This window comes from Methylorubrum sp. GM97 (genome assembly GCF_024347855.1).
GTDB lineage: Bacteria > Pseudomonadota > Alphaproteobacteria > Rhizobiales > Beijerinckiaceae > Methylobacterium > Methylobacterium extorquens.
In genome coordinates this window covers 2625766-2644057 of record NZ_AP025942.1, presented here as the reverse complement: position 1 = coordinate 2644057, position 18292 = coordinate 2625766, and the positions used below count along the sequence as shown (strand labels likewise).

Below are 18292 nucleotides of genomic sequence, written 5' to 3'. Positions count from 1 at the left end.
CCTCGATCCAACACCTCAGTCCGGCTTCAGCGGCGATCACCAGAGCCGAGCCGTCCGCATCGCTGCCGCGACCATGATCGAAGCCGCCGCCCGATCAAAGTCGGGCGGCGGCTTCGAGGTATCGCCGGCCAGACTTGTGGGCCGCGATCACTTCATCGGCAGCGTCGGATCACCGAAGCGCTTGGCGAGGAAGAGGATGTCGTCCTCGCTCTTCGCCTGCTCCACCAAGCTGCCCTTGGCCTCGTCGAAGAACCACGTGTCGTACTTCGACGGGTTGGAGGCTGGCCGGCTGGCGCCGCGCAGGACGATGTCGCCGCCCTCGATGGAACGGATCACCTCGTTGGCCAACCGCGGCTTGTGGGCGATCGCCTCGATCGTGGCCGGGCGACCGGCGACCGAGGTCGGCGTCAGGGTGTTGGCCGCCGTCGCCGAGAAGGACGGCAGGGTCACCCCGGCATCGAACGACCAGATCGCCCGCTTCTTGTGGAAGCCGATGACCTTGATACCGCTGTCGCCTTCGCTGACCTGATCCGCGCCGGTCTGCGACCCCTGCGGAACCCCGTATTGCGGCGCTGCAGCGTTGGGTCCGAACGGGTTCGCAGCGGAAGCGCCGTAGGTCTGCATGTAGGTCGCCAGCGACGAGGCACCCCACTTCCCGGCGACGGCGACGCCGTAGTGGAAGTTGACGAACTGCGTTCCGACGCCGGCCGTGTTGATCACACCGATGCTGTTGGGGAACATCATCGGCGTGAAGCTGCCCTGCAGCATCCCGAGATTGGTCGGCAGCAGCACCGTGAAGGCGTTCGGCCCGACCATCCGGCCGTCGGCATCGACCGTCGGCACGAGTGTCGCCTTCGCCCCGAAGATGCGGTTGTTGCCCGCGCCGCCCGCGATGATGTCCTCACCTGCTTTGATCGCGCCGGCATAGACACCGGAGGCCGGCGGTGCCGCGTCCGGAACGCCGAGGATGAAGCGGATATCGAACAGCACGCTCTGCAGATCGAACCGGGCGTCTCTCGGAGCCCCGATCCAGCCGCGGTAGGCCGCGGTCAGATTCTGCTGGCCGCCGAAGCCGAACGGGCTCCGCCAGGCGAGGCCGCCGTAGAGCGGGTTGCGCCAGCTGACGACGCTCCCGGCCAAGGCGTCCCAGGCCGAGCGGTTCCAGGCATCGAGATCCCCCTCGAGTCCGGGCGCACCGGCGCCGAGCACGCGGGCTTCGACCTGAGCACGATCCTCGGCGAGGGTCGCGGCGGTCGCGCGCTGGCTCTGCGCCGCATTGGCGGCCGGCAACTGGATGAAGCCGGTATCGCCGATCAGCAGATCGTTGCCGTCGCCGCCATCGATCCGGTCGTTGCCGGTCAGGAAGCTGTCGCCACGGGAGGCAATGGTGACGATCCAGTGGAGGGCCACCGACTTCAGATCGACCGGGTAGTCCACCGCGAGATGCTGCTGCATCGCGGAGAACCGCTCGGCAGCGCGGGTGAACACGGCTGCCTCGACCTGGGCCGCCTGGGACGCGGTCGCCGGATCGTGGACCGCGAGGCCGCGCGCCACGCCGGGCTGGAACAGGACGAGGGTGTCGCCGACCGCGAGGTCGTCGCCCGCGCCGCCTTCGATGATGTCGTTGCCGATCGACACCACGTGGTTCGACCCCATCCCCTCCGGCAGGCCGTAGGCGAGGATCTCGTTCAGCGGCCGCTGCGCCATCGACTCCAGCTTCGCCGTCACCGCGGCCTGCGCGACCCGGCCCGTCATGGCGAGGTCGGTGATGACCGAGCGCATGTCGGAGAGGGCGTCGCTGAGCGCCAGGGCCGCCTCGACCGACAGGCTGCGCAGCGGCCCCGAGCCCTGCACGATGGTGCGGGCGGCATCGCCGACGATGAAATCGTCGCCCTCGCCGCCGATGATGTGGTCGTTGCCGTAGGCGATCGTCCGGCTCGGCCCGCCCTGCAGCAGGTCGACGCCGCGGCTGAGCGTAGCGAACACCCCGAGCAGATCCGAGGCCGAGGCCGACACCTTGTCGATCTGACCGTTGAGCGCGGCGTAGGCCGTCACGTCGAGCGTGTAGGTCTCGCTGCTGTCCCCGTAGATCGTGTCGTTGCCCGCGCCGCCGTCGATGACGTCGTTGCCCGCCAGCACGTTGTTGGTGCCATAGAGGCTCGGAACCAGCGAGGCGGTGACGGTGAGGGTCGCGCCGTCGCTGCGCCGGATCGGATCGGACCCGGCGATGTCGGAGACGACGCCCGCCATCGAGGGATAGACCTCGATCCGCGGGGCACCGGCGCCGAACACGCCGGGCACGAGGTTGAGGGCCGGCACCACGACCTCGCCGCCGAGAGGCAGCACGAGGCCGGTCTCCGCCGCGGCACCGATCAGCCGGATGGCGTTGACGATGGTCGGCCGGTCGGAGGCGGTCTCCGACAGGTTCGAGGCGCGGTCGCCGTAGATCAGGTCGTCGCCGGCATCGCCGATCAGCTTGTCGTTGCCGCGCTGGCCGAACAGCACGTCGTTGCCGTCGCCGCCGGCGATGATGTCGTCTTCGGCCCTGGCCAGCGAGACGGTCAGCGCGGAGGTCGCCCAGGCTCCCCCCGCCGTGGTCAGGCGCGTGCCCGACCCGTCACGGGCGCCCACGGCGAGGACGAGGTCCGCCTGCGCCAGCTTCTCGGCAAGGTCGGCGGTGCGTGCAGCGGCCGATTGTGCGTCGATGGCGATGGCAGCCGTGACGGTGCCGATCTCCTCCAGCACCACGTCGCGGTGCCAGGTGCCATCGCTGTTGAGGACCGCCGCGCCGTCCCCCGTGAAGGCGCGGACGATCCGGCCCTCGTCACCGAGGAGATAGTCGACATCGGTGCCGCCATCGATCCTGTCGCGGCCGAGGCCGCCCACGATCTCGTCGGACCCTTCCTCACCGTAGATGAGGTCGTCGCCCATCTGACCGAAGATCCGGTCATCACCCGCGCCGCCGGCAATCGCGTCGTTGCCACCGACGAAGTCGATGAGGTCGAAGCGCAGCATGTCGCGCATCACCGTGTCGGCGAAAGCGCCGGGATTGCGCTGCCACGTGACCGACTTCACGTCGTCCACGAGCACGTTGCGGGTGATGACGCCGTTGTCGCCGAGGATCACGTCCGCGCCGACGCCGCCGTTGATGAGGTCGTCGCCGTCGGCCCCGCCGAGCACGTTGTGCCCGCCGGTGATGTCGTCGTCGCCCGCGCCGCCGGAGAGCCAATCGTCGCCCTGCTGGCCGTAGAGGAAGTCGTCGCCCGCGCCGCCCTCGATCGAGTCGTTGCCGCCGCCATCCGTCGCCGCCGTGAAGATCGAGACCGCGCGCTGATTCACCGGCAGAGCCCGGTCGTACAGCATGTGGTCGCCGAACAGCACGTCGTGGCCGCCGCCGCCGAGGATCACGTCGGCTCCGGTGCCGCCGGCCACGAAGTCGTTGCCGTCGCCGGCTTCGATGCGGTCGTCGCCGCCCGCGAGCGGATCGGTGGAGGCGACACGCCGGATCACCGCGCGACCCGCGACCAGGGCGAGATCTGCCCGGCCGTTGTCGCCGAGGATCATGTCGGCGCCCATACCGGTGATGATGCGGTCTGCACCGACGCCGCCGAGGACGAGATTGTCGCCGTTGCCCGCCACGATCTGGTCGTCGCCGCCGGCACTCGGGTCGATCGTCTCGAGCACGACTAGGATGCCGCCGGAGAAGCCGGCCCGGCCCTGGTCGCCGACGAGGATGTCGTTGCCCGTGCCGGTGGTGATCGCATCACCGCCCAGACCGCCGAAGACGAGGTTGTCGCCCTCGCCCGCCCGGATCGTGTCGCCCGCGCCGTTGAGGGCATCGAGCGTCGTCACCGAGGCGATCACGCCGAGCTCGAACCGAGCGTCGCCGCTGTCGCCCAGCACGATGTCCGCGCCGGCCCCGGTGTCGATCGTGTCGCTGCCGAAGCCGCCGAGCACGAGATTGTCGCCCGCGCCCGCCCGGATCGCGTCGTCGCCACCCAGAGCGGTGTCGGTCGAGACCGCCTGCGCGAGGCCGTCGGCGTCGCGGCGCACGAGGCCGCTGTCGCCCAGGATCACGTCGCGGCCCGAGCCGGTCTCGATCACGTCGGCATCCATGCCGCCGATGACGATGTTGGCCCCCTCACCCGCCTTGATCGCGTCCCGGCCGCCGATGCCGGCATCCAGGCTGCGCGCCTGGACGAGACGACCGCCCGCGTAGAGCACCTCGCCGCTGTCGCCGAGGATGACGTCCGCGCCGATTTCGGTCGTGATCGTGTCAGCGCCGAAGCCGCCGAGAACGAGGTTGTCGCCCGCGCCCGCCTCGATGGTGTCGTCACCGCCCAGACCCGTGTCGGTGGACAGAACCTGCGTGAGCAGGCCGGCCGCGTCGTAGCTGATCGAGCCGAAGTCGCCGAGGATCACGTCGGCGCCCTTGCCGGTGGTGATCGTGTCGGCATCTGCGCCGCCGAGGGCGAGGTTGTCGCCGTCGCCGAGGAGGAGCGTGTCCTTGCCGCCGTCGGTCGGAGCCGTGGAGGCAAGGCTCACCCGCATGCCGCCAGCGAAGACCGCCGCACCGTTGTCGCCGAGCACGGCATCGTTGCCGCCCAGCGTCGTGACCCTGTCGGCGCCGACGCCCGCGATGACGAGATTGTCACCCGCGCCCGCCTCGATCGTGTCGTCGCCGCCGATGGCCGTGTCCAAGCTCTCGGCCCGCTCGACCAAGCCCTTCGCGTCGAAGCGGACCTGACCGGCATCGCCGAACACGGTGTCACGGCCCGCACCGGTCACGATCGTATCGCCACCGACGCCGCCGAGCACGACGTTGTCGCCCTCGCCTGCGCGGATCTCGTCCGCATCGCCCAAAGCCGCGTTCGTCGTGCGAACGAAGACCGGAATGAAGGCCGAGAGCGTCACCGCGCCGTTGTCGCCGAGGATCACGTCCGCGCCCGAGCCCGTGCTGATCGTGTCGGCACCGACGCCGCCGATCACCACCGAGCCGCCATCGCCGACCACGATGACGTCGCGGCTACCGACCTCCGGCGCTGTTGAGGTGATCTCGACCGGACGTGCCTGCTCGTCGAAGTCGACCGTACCGTTGTCGCCGAGCACGACCGATTGGCCCGTACCCAGGGTCAGCCGATCGGCACCCGAGCCGCCCAGCACCACGCCGTTGCCAGCGCCGAGCGTGACGGTGTCGTCGCCCGACACGGCGACGTCCGTGGTCTCGGCATGGACCGGGAGACCATTGGCGAGCCGCACCAGGCCGGCATCGCCGATGACGATGGCGTCGCCGGACCCGCCGTCGACGAGGTCGCTGCCGGCACCACCGATGACGAGCTTGCGGCCGTTGCCGAGTTTGATCGTGTCGGCCGCGCCGAGGGCCGGGGTCAGGCTCTGCGCCAGGGTGAGAACCCCCGCCGCGTAATCGAGCTGGCCGCTGTCGCCGAGCACGGTCTTGGCGCCGTCACCGGCCGTGATCGTGTCAGCGCCGAAGCCGCCGAGGATCGTATCGCTACCGTCGCCCGCCGTGATCGTGTCGTTGCCGCCCAGAGCCGTGTCGGTGGACAGAATCTGCGCGAGCAGGCCGGCCGCATCGTAGCTGATCGAGCCGAAGTCGCCGAGGATCACGTCGGCGCCCTTGCCGGTGGTGATCGTGTCGGCATCTGCGCCGCCGAGGGCGAGGTTGTCGCCGTCGCCGAGGAGGAGCGTGTCCTTGCCGCCGTCGGTCGGAGCCGTGGAGGCAAGGCTCACCCGCATGCCGCCAGCGAAGACCGCCGCACCGTTGTCGCCGAGCACGGCGTCGTTGCCGCCCAGCGTCGTGACCCTGTCGGCGCCGACGCCCGCGATGACGAGATTGTCACCCGCGCCCGCCTCGATCGTGTCGTCGCCGCCGATGGCCGTGTCCAAGCTCTCGGCCCGCTCGACCAAGCCCTTCGCGTCGAAGCGGACCTGACCGGCATCGCCGAACACGGTGTCACGGCCCGCACCGGTCACGATCGTATCGCCACCGACGCCGCCGAGCACGACGTTGTCGCCCTCGCCTGCGCGGATCTCGTCCGCATCGCCCAAAGCCGCGTTCGTCGTGCGAACGAAGACCGGAATGAAGGCCGAGAGCGTCACCGCGCCGTTGTCGCCGAGGATCACGTCCGCGCCCGAGCCCGTGCTGATCGTGTCGGCACCGACGCCGCCGATCACCACCGAGCCGCCATCGCCGACCACGATGACGTCGCGGCTACCGACCTCCGGCGCTGTTGAGGTGATCTCGACCGGACGTGCCTGCTCGTCGAAGTCGACCGTACCGTTGTCGCCGAGCACGACCGATTGGCCCGTACCTACGGTCAGCCGATCGGCACCCGAGCCGCCCAGCACCACGCCGTTGCCGGCGCCGAGCGTGACGGTGTCGTCGCCGGATACGACGACGTCCGTAGTCTCGGCGTGGACCGGGAGACCATTGGCGAGCCGCACCAGGCCGGCATCGCCAATGACGACGGCATCGCCGGACCCGCCGTCGATGAGATCGCCGCCCGCGCCGCCGAGCACCAGCTTGCGGCCGTTGCCGAGCTTGATCGTGTCGGCCGCACCGATAGTCGGCGTCAGCGTCTGGATCAGGGTGAGAACACCCGCCGCGTAGTCGAGCTGGCCGCTGTCGCCGAGCACGGTCTTGGCGCCGTCACCGGCGGTGATCGTGTCGGAGCCGAAGCCGCCGAGGATCGTATCGCTACCGTCGCCCGCGGTGATCGTGTCGTTGCCGCCCAGACCCGTGTCGGTGGACAGAACCTGCGTGAGCAGGCCGGCCGCGTCGTAGCTGACGCTGCCGAAGTCGCCGAGGATCACGTCGGCGCCCTTGCCGGTGGTGATCGTGTCGGCGTCCACGCCGCCGATGACGAGGTTGTCGCCGTCGCCCGCCGCGATCGTATCCGTCCCGCCGATCTCCACATCCGTCGTGCGGACGAGGATCCGCTTGCCGTCGGTGCGGAAGGTGGCCAGGCCGTTGTCGCCGAGCACGACGTCCGCACCGGAGCCGGCGGTGATGGTGTCACTGCCGAAGCCGCCGAGGACGACGTTGTCGCCGTCGCCCGCCACGATCGTGTCGTCGTCGCCGCGGTTCGGGTTCAGCGTGGCCACGCGCACGAGACGCCCGCCGGTGAAGCTCGCCTCGCCGAAGTCGCCGAGGATGAGATCCGCGCCCTTGCCGGTGGTGATCTCGTCCCGGCCCGCGCCGCCGAAGACGATGTTGTCGCCGTCGCCACCGCGGATGACGTCGCCTGCGCCGCGACGCTCATCGGTGGTGTAGACCTCGCGGACGAGGCCGTTCTCGAAGGTCACGACGCCCGTGTCGCCGAGCACGATGTCGGCGCCCGAGCCGGTGGTGATGTCGTCCGAGCCGGCGGAACCGATGACGACGTTGTCGCCGTCGCCGCCCTTGATCACGTCGCGGCCGCCGTCATCCGGATCGGTCGAGGCGAACGCGACGCGCACGCCCCCCTCGAACAGCGCGGTGCCGTTGTCGCCGAGGATCACGTCGTTGCCGCCGAGCGCGGTGATCGTGTCCGTGCCCGCACCGCCGATGACGACGTTGTCGCCACCGCCCGCCTCGATCACGTCGTCACCGAAGGTCGGGTCGAGGCTCTCGGCGCGCTTCAGGCGGCCCTGAGCGTCGAAGGTGAGGCGGCCGTCATCGCCCAGTACGATGTCGGCATCGGCATCGTCCCGGCCGGCATCGATCGTGTCGGCACCAAGGCCGCCGAGCACCACGTCGGCGCCCGCGCCCGACCTGAGAACGTCGCGCGTTCCGCCGTCGCGGCTGCTCTGGACGACGGCCCGGATGCCGCGTTCGAACCGGACGAGGCCGTTATCGCCGAGCACGATGTCGCCCCCGGTGCCCGTGACGACCGTGTCGCTGCCCGAACCGCCAAGCACGATGTTCTCGCCGTCGCCGGCCTCGATCCGGTCGTTGCCGGCATCCGTCGTGTCGGTCGAGGCGAACTCGACGCGCACACCGGCCTCGAACACGGCGTAGCCATGGTCGCCGAGCACGATGTCGTTGCCGCCCAAAGCCGTGACGACATCGCTGCCCGCGCCGCCGATGACGAGGTTGTCGCCGCCGCCCACCTTGATCTCGTCGTCGTCGCCGAAGCCGACATCGAGGCTCTCGGCCCGCTTCACGCGCCCCTGCGCATCGAAGGTGATCTGGCCGTCGTCGCCGAAGACCAAGTCCGCGTCCGTGTCGGCTTGGCCGGCATCGATCGTGTCGGCGCCCAAACCGCCGAGCACCACGTCGGCGCCCGCACCGGTGGCGATGACGTCGCGCGCCCCGCCGTTGCGGTCGCTGACCACCCGCGCCCGGATGCCGAGCTCGTAGGCGACGAGACCGTTGTCGCCCAGCACGATGTCGCCGCCCGCGCCCGTTGTGACGGTGTCGCTGCCGGAGCCGCCGATCACGAGGTTGTCGCCGTCACCGACCTCGATCCGGTCGTTGCCGCCGTCGGCGGTGTCGGTCGAGGCAAACTCGATCCGCACGCCGGCCGCGAAAACCACGTAGCCGTTGTCGCCGATGACGATATCGCCGCCGCCCAGCGCCGTGACGATGTCGGCACCGGTGCCGCCGATGACGAGGTTGTCGCCGCCGCCGACCTTGATCTCGTCGTTGCCGCCGAAGCCGGCATCGAAGCTCTCGGCCCGGATCACCCCACCGGTCGCATCGAAGGTGACGTGGCCATTATCGCCGAACACGATGTCGGCGTCGGTGTCGGCCTGGCCGGCATCGATCGTGTCGCCACCGAGCCCGCCGAGCACGAGGTCCGCGCCGGCTCCGGTGACGATCGTGTCGGAGGCGCCACCGATCCGGTCGCTGACGATCTCCAGACGGATTCCGCCTGCAAAGCGGATCGTGCCGTTGTCGCCCAGCACGACATCGGCGCCCGCGCCGGTCGTGATGGTGTCGGTGCCCGAACCACCCAGCACGACGTTGTCGCCGTCGCCGACCGCGATCCGGTCGTTGCCGGCGCCCGTCGCGTCGGCCGAGACGAAGACCACGCGCATGCCGGCCTCGAACTCGGCATAGCCGCCGTCGCCGATCACCGCATCGTTGCCGCTCAACGCCGTCACGACGTCGCTGCCGGCCCCGGCGATGACGACGTTGTCGCCGGTCCCGACATCGATCGTGTCGTTGCCGCCGAAGCCGAGGTCGAAGCTCTCGGCCCGCTGGACGCGACCGCTGGTCTCGAAGGTGGCGCGACCGTCGTCACCGAGCACGACGTCGTTGCCGCCGAGCGCGGTGATCCGGTCGGCACCGGTGCCGCCGACGACGATGTTATCGCCGCCGCCGACATCGATGCTGTCGTCGTCACCGAGGCCGAAATCCAGGCTCTCGGCGCGCTTCACGCGGCCGGGACCGTCGAAGGTGACGTGGCCGTTGTCGCCGAAGACGATGTCGGCATCGGCATCGTTCTTTCCGGCATCGATCGTGTCGGCACCCAGGCCGCCGAGGACGAGGTCCGCGCCGGCTCCGGTGATGATTGTGTCGGCAGCGCCGCCGTCACGGCCGCTCGTCAGTTCGAGGCGGATTCCGCCTGCGAAGGTCACGCTGCCGTTGTCGCCCAGGACGACGTCGGCACCGGCGCCGGTCGTGATGGTGTCGGAACCCGCGCCACCGAGGACGATGTTGTTGCCGGAGCCGGCCTCGATGCTGTCGTCGCCGCCGCTAGTCGGATCGAGGCTCTGGGCGAGCTTGACGCGACCGAGTTCGTCGAAGGTGACGTGGCCGTTGTCGCCGAAGACGATGTCGTCATCCGCATCGTCCTTGCCGGCATCGATGGTGTCGCCGCCCAGACCGCCGATCACGAGGTCGGCGCCGGCACCCGTCCGGATCGTGTCGCGCGCGCCGCCGGCCGGATCGCTCTTGGCCTCGAGGCGGATTCCGCCTGTGAAGGTCACGAAGCCGTTGTCGCCCAGGACGACGTCGGCACCGGCACCCGTGGTGATCGTGTCGGAGCCCGCGCCGCCGATGACGATGTTGTTGCCGCCACCGACATCGATGCTGTCGTCGCCGCCACCGGTCGGATCGGTGGCCTCCGCGCGGATGACGCGGCCCAGTTCGTCGAAGGTGATGTGACCGCTGTCGCCGATGACGATGTCGTCGTCGGCATCCAGCTTGCCGGCATCGATGGTGTCGCCGCCGAGACCGCCGATGACGAGGTCGGCGCCGGCACCGGTGACGATCGTGTCACGCGCGCCGCCCGACAGGTCGCTTTTGGCCTCAAGGCGGATTCCGCCTGCGAAGATCACGCTGCCGTTGTCGCCCAGCACGATATCCGCGCCGGCCCCCGTGGTGATCGTGTCCGAGCCCGCGCCGCCGAGGATCAGGTTGGCACCCGCGCCCGCCAGAATCTCGTCGTCGCCGCCGAGCGCCGGATCGACGATCTCGGTGAGCGAGACGCGGCCGAGACCGTCGAAGGTGATGTGGCCGTTGTCGCCGAAGACGATGTCAGCGTCCGTATCGTCCTTACCGGCATCGATCGTGTCGCCGCCGAGGCCGCCGAGGACGAGGTCGGCGCCGGCACCGGTGACGATGGTGTCGCGACCGCCACCGCCGACGCGCTCGCTGAGAGCCTCGCGCAGGACGCCGTCCACGAAGTCGACGGCGCCGTTATCGCCGAACACGAGGTCAGCGCCGATGCCGGTGGTGATGGTGTCGCTGCCGGAGCCGCCGAGCACGACGTTGTCGCCGTCGCCCGCGCGGATGATGTCGTCGCCCGCCACGCTCTCGTTCTTGGTCGAGACGCGCACGAGCTTGCCCTGCGCGAAGGTCGCCGCACCGTCGTCGCCGAGGATGATGTCGAGCCCGGCACCCGTGGTGATGTCGTCGGCGCCGACGCCGCCGAACACCACGTTGTCGCCCTCGCCCGCCACGATGGCGTCGCCGCCGCCGAAGGTGGATTCCATCGTCTCGATCGAGACCAGGACCCCGTTCAGGAACACGGCGCTGCCGTTGTCGCCGAGGATCACGTCGGCGCCCGATCCGGTCTGAATCTTGTCAGCCCCGACGCCGCCGATGACGACGCTGCCGCCATCGCCGAGGGTGATCTCGTCGCGTGCGCCCGCCGTGGCGGCGGTGGTCGCCGCCTGGAGCACGCGGCCCTGCGCGTCGAAGGTCGCTTGGCCATTGTCGCCGAGCACCGTGCTGCGGCCGTTGCCGGCCGCGATGATGTCGCTGCCCGAGCCGCCGAGGATTACGGCCACGCCGTCGCCGACAGTGATCGTGTCGTCACCGCCGACGTTGTCGTAGGTCGTCTCGACCACGATCGGCAGGCCGGCGGTGGTGATCCGGGCATGGCCGGTATCGCCGAGGATGACGTTGGTGCCGGTGCCGGCCTTCACGCCGTTGCGGAGGCCCGCAGTGATGCTGTCGCTGCCGGCACCGCCGATGACGGTGTTGCGGCCGCTACCGAGCGCGATCGTATCGTTGTCGCCGACCTCCGGGCTGATGCTGGCGATCTCGACGATGATGCCGGCCTCGAAATCGGCTTGGCCGCTATCGCCGAGCACGACGTTGTTGCCGTCGCCGATGGTGATCGTGTCGCGGCCCGTGCCGCCGAGCACGACGTTGTTGCCATCGCCGATGGTGATCGTGTCGTCGCCGCCGATCGCGGTGTCGAAGGAGAGCGCGCGCTGGATCAGGCCGAGGGCATCGAAGGTGACGATGCCGTTGTCGCCCAGGATGACCGCGCCCTTGTCGCCGCCCCGGATCGTGTCGCCGCCCATGCCGCCGAGCACGACGTTGTTGCCGGCGCCGAAGGTGATCGTGTCGCTTCCGCCGATGGAGGGCGCCGTGGTGGCGATGCGCGCCAGAACGCTGGTCGTGACCCCATTCGTCACCGTCACGGTGAAGTCGGCCTCGCCGCTGTCACCGAGGATGACGTGGTTGCCCGCGCCGGTGGTGATGGTGTCGCCACCCGCACCGCCGATGATCCGCGAGGCGCCGTCCTCGGCCGTGATGATGTCGGCACCGCCGACTTCGGGCGTGATCGATTCGATGCGCTGGGCGCGGCCGTTGCGGAACACCGCCTTGCCGCTGTCGCCCAGGATCACGTGGTTGCCCGCGCCGACCTTGATCGTGTCCGCGCCCGCACCGCCGAGGATCGTGGTGTCGCCCTCGGTCGCCGCGATCGTGTCGTTGCCGCCGATCTCGGTCGCCGTCGAGGTCACCGTCGCGATGATGCCATCGACGAAGGTGGCCGAGCCGCTGTCGCCGAGTACGACCTGCGTGCCCTTGCCGAGCGTGATCCGGTCCGCGCCCGCACCGCCGATGACCGTGACGTTGCCGTCCTTGGCGGTGACGGTGTCGTCGCCGCCGATGGCGGGATCGATGCTCTCGATCGAGACCAGTGCGCCGGCGCTGAAGCGGGCCTTGCCGCTGTCGCCGAGGATGACGTGGTTGCCCGCGCCGACATCGATGCCGTCCGAGCCGGCACCGCCGATGATGGTGGTGTCACCGTCGGCCGCCGTGATCGTGTCGTTGCCGCCGATCTCGGTCGCGATCGCGGTGATGTCCTGGATCTTGCCGTTCGCGAAGGTGGCCGAGCCACTGTCGCCGAGCACGACCTGCGTGCCCTTGCCCAGGGTGATCCGGTCCGCACCCGCGCCGCCGAGCGCCGTAACGTTGCCGTCCTTGGCGGTGATGACGTCATTGCCGCCGATGCCGGGATCGATGCTCTCGATCGAGACCAGCGCGCCCGCGGTGAACACGGCCCTGCCGTTGTCGCCGAGGATGACGTGGTTGCCCGCGCCCACATCGATCGTGTCGGCGCCCGCGCCGCCGATGATCGTGGTGTCGCCGTCGGATGCGGTGATCGTGTCACCGCCGCCGATCGCAGTCGCGATCGCGGTGATGGTCGCGATCTGGCCATTCGCGAACGTGGCCGCGCCGCTGTCGCCGAGCACGACCTGCGTGCCCTTGCCGAGGGTGATCCGGTCCGCGCCGGCGCCGCCGATGACCGTGGCGTTGCCGTCTCTCGCCGTCACGGCGTCGTTGTCGCCGATCTCGGGATCGATGCTCTCGATCGAGACCAACGCACCCGCGGTGAACACGGCCTTGCCGTTGTCGCCGAGGATAACGTGGTTGCCCGCGCCGACATCGATCGTGTCGGCGCCTGCGCCGCCGATGATCGTGGTGTCGCCGTCGGATGCGGTGATCGTGTCACCGCCGCCGATCGCGGTCGCGATCGCGGTGATGGTCGCGATCTTGCCGTTCGTGAAGGTGGCCGAGCCGCTGTCGCCGAGCACGACCTGCGTGCCCTTGCCCAGGGTGATCCGGTCCGCGCCCGCGCCGCCGATGACCGTGACGTTGCCGTCGCCGGTCTCGATGCTGTCGTCGTCGCCGACGGCCGCCTCGTCGTCCGTGGTCTTGATGCTGGTCAGGACCGGGACCGAGACGGTCACGCCATTGATGATCCGCGTGCCCGGGACGAAGCGCGCCTCGCCGGTATCGCCGAGGATCACATGCGTACCCTTGCCGACGGCGATGCCGTCCTTGCCGGCGCCGCCGATGATGGTGGTGTCGCCGTCGCTCGCCTTGATCGTGTCGGCGTCGCCGGTCGTCCCGGCGATGCTGCGCAGGCTGGTCAGGACGCCGCTGTCGAACACCGCCTCGCCGTTGTCGCCGAGGATGACGTGGTTGCCCGCGCCCGCGGTGATGGTGTCGGCGCCGAAGCCGCCGATGACGATGTTGTTGCCGTCGGTCGCGGTGATCAGGTCGCCGCCGCCGATGCCGGTGAAGGTCGAGACGATCCGGCTGACGACATGGGTGCCTTCGAGCGCGATGCCCGCGGTGGCCGAGCCGTCCTGGTAGATCTGGGCGTGATCGCCGACGATGACGTTGTCGCCGCCCTTGGCGTCGATCGTGTCGGTGCCCGCGGCCCGCGGCTGATCGATGAACGGATCGGCGATCGTCACGATGCGGCGGACGTCGTCGAGGTTGAGGCTGGAATCGCCGAGGATGGTGTCCGCGGCCGGTCCGCCGACGATGGTGTCGTTGCCGGTGCCGCCGGCGATGATGTTGCGCCCCTTGCCGCCGGTGATCGTGTCGTTGCCAGCGCCGCCGTCGATGATGACGAGACCCGTCGCGCCCGAGGCATCGATGATGTCGTTGAGGCTGACGATCGTGTTGTCGCGGTCCAGGGTCCCCTCGTCGCGGAAGCCGTAGCCGCGGCCGGTCTGCTTCTCGAAGGTGGAGTCGTAGCGGCTGCCATCGGCGGTGGTATCGCCGAACAGGGCGAGCGTGCCCTGCGAGCCGGTCACCGTGATCGTATCGGCGCCGCCGCCGGCATGGATCGCGGTGAGGGTGCCGATGGCCGTGCCGGTCACCGTGACCGTGTCGGCGCCGGAGCCGAGCAGCAGCTCGACCGACCGCATGCCGCTATAGGTCACGCCACCCTCGAAGGTGCGCACGGTGTTGCTGCTGCTCGTGGCCGTGGTGACGTCGTTCGTCGACATGCCGAAGCCGTCGATATGCGTGGCACTCACCGTGCCGGAGACGCCCGCCGTCGTGGAGTCGTTGTAGAGCGTGACCTTGTCGAAGTCGGGCAGCCCGTCATCGACGATCGTGCGGCCGACGACGGGGTTGTTCTCGCCCGGCAGGGCAATCGCCAGGGTCAGCGAACGGCTCTCGGGGCCGACGCCGCCCTCCAGGACCAGCGGTCCCTCGATGCCGCTGAGCTCGTGCGGCTGACGCGAGAAGGTCTTGAGGTCCGAGGTGGTCCGCGCCCCGTTGGGATCGCGCGCCACGGTGACCCGAACGGCCCGGTCCCAATCGGCCGCGGTGAAGGTGATGGTGGCCGGGTTGGTGCCGTTGGCCGCCTTGAACCGGCTGTCCGCGCTCGACGTGATCGTCTGGCCGTCTCCGGCCAGCGTGATCGTCACCGGCGCCTTCGGCTGCATGGTCAGGACGACGTCGTAGTAGGACGTCTGGTTCGGCGTCACCACGACGCCGCCCTCCTTGGGCGTGACCACCACACCGGCGGTGTTGCCGTCGGTGACCTGCACCCGCACAATTGGCTGGCCGACGAGCGCCGCCTTGAAGAAGCCCTCCGTGGCCGTGCCGTTCAGGCTGCTGGTGACGGTGTGGGTGATCTCCGCGACGAAGCGGTTCTCGGGCTTCAGGTCAGCCGGGGAGGAGACCAGCACCGTCTGAGGTTGGTTCCAGTTGGCAAGGGTGAAGGTGAGATAGGCCCGGCCGTCACCGTCCCTCGGGAGCAGGTTGCCGTTGCCGTCGGAGAAGACGACTTCCGTGCTCGACACGTTGAGCGTGACGCGCACCTCCTCGCCGAGTAGCGGGGCGTTGTTGAGGACGATCGTGTAGTCGTCCCTGTTCTGGGGCTTGTTGCCGTTGCCCTCGATGACCGACGTTGCACCGCCGCTCTCGGTGATGATCAGCCCCGGCTTGTCGTTGTCGATAACCTTGACCAGCGTGTTGCGGACGAAGGTGCCGTTCACCTCCGCGTGGGAGCTGATCACCGAGTGGCCGATCGCCACGTTCTGGTCGCCCTCCAGCGCCGTGTCCGACTTGGCACGGACGAAGATCGTCCGGTCCGCAGTCCAGACGTAGGTGTTGCTGACGGTGTCGAGGATTGCGGTGAAGCGCAGCGTCAGCGCATCCGCCCAGGTGATGCCGTCCGTCGAGATCTCGACGGTGCCCGCATTGCCGGCCAGTGCGCGCATCTGCGCCGAGGATTGCGCGGCCGAGACCGTCACCACGGCCCAGTCGTTGACGCTCAGCGGCGACGCCTTCGGTGCGGGCGGTGCGATCTTGTAGGTGCCGACGCGGCTGCCGGCGGCATCCGGCGTCGTGATGCCGGAATCCTCGCGCAGGGTCAGCCCGCCGCCGTCGCTGACGGCGCCCGCATCGGCCGCCGAGACCGACGCGTTGATGCCGGGCACGAAGAGGCCGTTGAAGGCCGGGTCGGTGCTGCTGATCGTGTGATTGATGACCGCCGCGTTGCCCTTGGCGTCCCGCGCGACGACCTCGCCGCTGACGTCGCCGGCGACGTGGAAGGTGTCGCTGCCGAGGCCGCCGATCAGCGTGGTGACGACGCCCGCCGGCGTGGAGAGCACGTAGAAGGTGTCGTCGCCCTCCAGGCCGTCGACCTCGACCGCCTGGATGTTGGTGAAGCGGATCGACAGGCCGGCACCGAAGATGCCGTCGCGCGTCACGACGAAGGTGTCGGCGAATTCGGTGCCGAGCGCGACGATTTTATTGAAGCCGGAGCCGCCATCGATGTCGAGCGGCGCGTTGATGTTGTACTCGATCCGGTCGTTGCCGGCGCCGGCATTGAGCTTGATCTTGTTCTCGGACGCGGTGGCGAAGGCGCGCACGATGAAGACGTCGTCGCCGTCCTCGCCCTCGAGACGCAAGTCCGCCTTGTTCGAGTAGATCTGGAAGATGTCGTCGCCGAGGCCGCCGTAGATCACCGCCGGGATCGAGATGCCGCGGGACAGGTAGCCGCCGAAGGACAGCTTCGTCGTCTCGAAGGCGTCCTCCACCAGCAGCCCGTTGGGGACGTCGCGCGGCGTCGCGAAGACCTGGCCGACCTGGAAGAAGTCGTTGCCCTCGCCGCCGTCGATGGTCATCAGCGCGGCGTTGTCGTCCATCGCGAAGCGGTCGTCACCCTTGCCGCCTTCGACGATGACGCGCCCGTTGATGCTCATGTCGTAGTTGATCCGCTCGACGACGGCGTTCACCGGGTAGGTGCCGTCGGCATTCGGATGGACGAGCGCGACGAAGTTCCGGCGCATCAGGAACTGGTCGGCGGCATCGGTGCCGAGGATCGTCAGGGTGTCGACGCCACGGTCGGGATTGCCGGAATCCGTCACGTTGATGCGGTAGGACGAGGCGCCGGCGAGTTGGATGCGGATCGTGTCCGTGTCCTGGCCGCCATCGATGTCGAGCGTGTCGGTGGCGCTGCCGGTCCTGCTGGTGAGCGAGGGCAGGCGATCGACATTGATCGTGTCCGCGCCGTCCTCACCGAAGACCTTCGTGTTGCCGGCGATCTCGCTGACGGCGAGGTCGAGCCTGTCGTCGCCTGAACCGAGGCGAATGGCCGTGGCCGCAGCGCGGACCCGGCCGCGCAGGGCGAACCGGTCCTGGCCGCCGAGGCTGGTCAGCGCGAGGGTCGAAGTGGCGATCGTGGTGCCGAGCAGCGTGAGGGTGTTGTTACCCGCGCCGAGATTCACATCGATGGTCTTACCCGTGAGCGTCGCGCTTCGAAGCGGCGTCGTGCCGTCGAGCGCCGCATCGACCACGGTGTCGTTGCCCGAGCCGGAAACCAAGCTGAAGCTGTCGGCGGCGGTGAGCGTGCCGGCGAGTGCGACCTCGTTGTCTCCGTCGCCGAGCGCGATCGTGATGCTGTTGGCCGTCAGGTCGAGCGCATCCGTGACCGTCTGACCCGCCTTGCGGTGATCGCTGACGATGTCGAGGCCCGAACCGGTGGTGAGACGGAAGGCGGCGGTGATGCGGTACATGCCGGCGAGGGTCACCGTATTGGCCCCGTCGCCGAGATCGATCGCGAGCGACGTCGCCTCGACGCTGGCCTTGTCCACCACGCCATTGGTGACCCGCAGGTCGGTCAGCGTATCGCTGCCACCCGCGGCGGTGATCGTGAAGGCGTCGGCGATCTTGTAGGTGCCGGTCAAGGTCAGCGCGTTGTCGCCCGCGCCCGCATTCACGGTCATCGAGGCGGCCGTGTAGTTGCCGCGCAGGTCGATCTCGTCGTTGCCCGCGCCGGTCCTGATCGTGATCGCGTTCGTGACCGTGTAGGTGCCGGCCAGGGTGATCTTGTTGTTCCCGCCGCCCGCATCGAGGGTGTAGCTGGCGGCCTTGATCTCGCCGTTCAGGGTGATGACGTCGTCGGCGCTGCCGGTGATGAACTCCATCGCCCCCGCGATGTCGTAGCCGCCGACGAGATTGGCCGTGTTGATGCCGTCGCCGAGATTGATCGACAGCGAGCCGGCCGTGATGTCGGTTGTGGCGGAGTCGGTCAGGGTGTCGATGCCCGACCCGCCCACGATCGTGAGGGCGCCCGCGATGCGATAGATGCCGTTCAGCATCAGGTCGTTCCTGCCGGCCCCGGTCCCGGCGGAGATCTCCATCGAGCCGGCCGTGTAGCTGCCCTGAAGGTCGATCCGGTCGTTGCCAGCACCGGTGCGGATCGTGAGGGCGTTCCGCGCCTTGTAGGCGCCGGAGAGCGTGAGGCGGTTATCCCCCTCGCCCGCGTCGAGAGTGAAGCTGCCGGCATCG

At 69.5% G+C, this 18292-nt stretch carries 1 protein-coding gene (cut by a window edge); it reads right to left on the bottom strand.

Features of this window, described 5'->3' with window-relative positions:
• Positions 1 to 147: 147 nt before the first annotated feature.
• A protein-coding gene (locus MSPGM_RS12175; RefSeq protein WP_261926382.1) for an LEPR-XLL domain-containing protein crosses the window boundary here: on the bottom strand, positions 148 to 18292 show its 3' end. 27959 nt of this gene lie beyond the right edge of the window; 18145 of the gene's 46104 nt are visible here — the last part of the coding sequence; its start codon lies beyond the right edge, outside the window; the stop codon is at positions 148 to 150.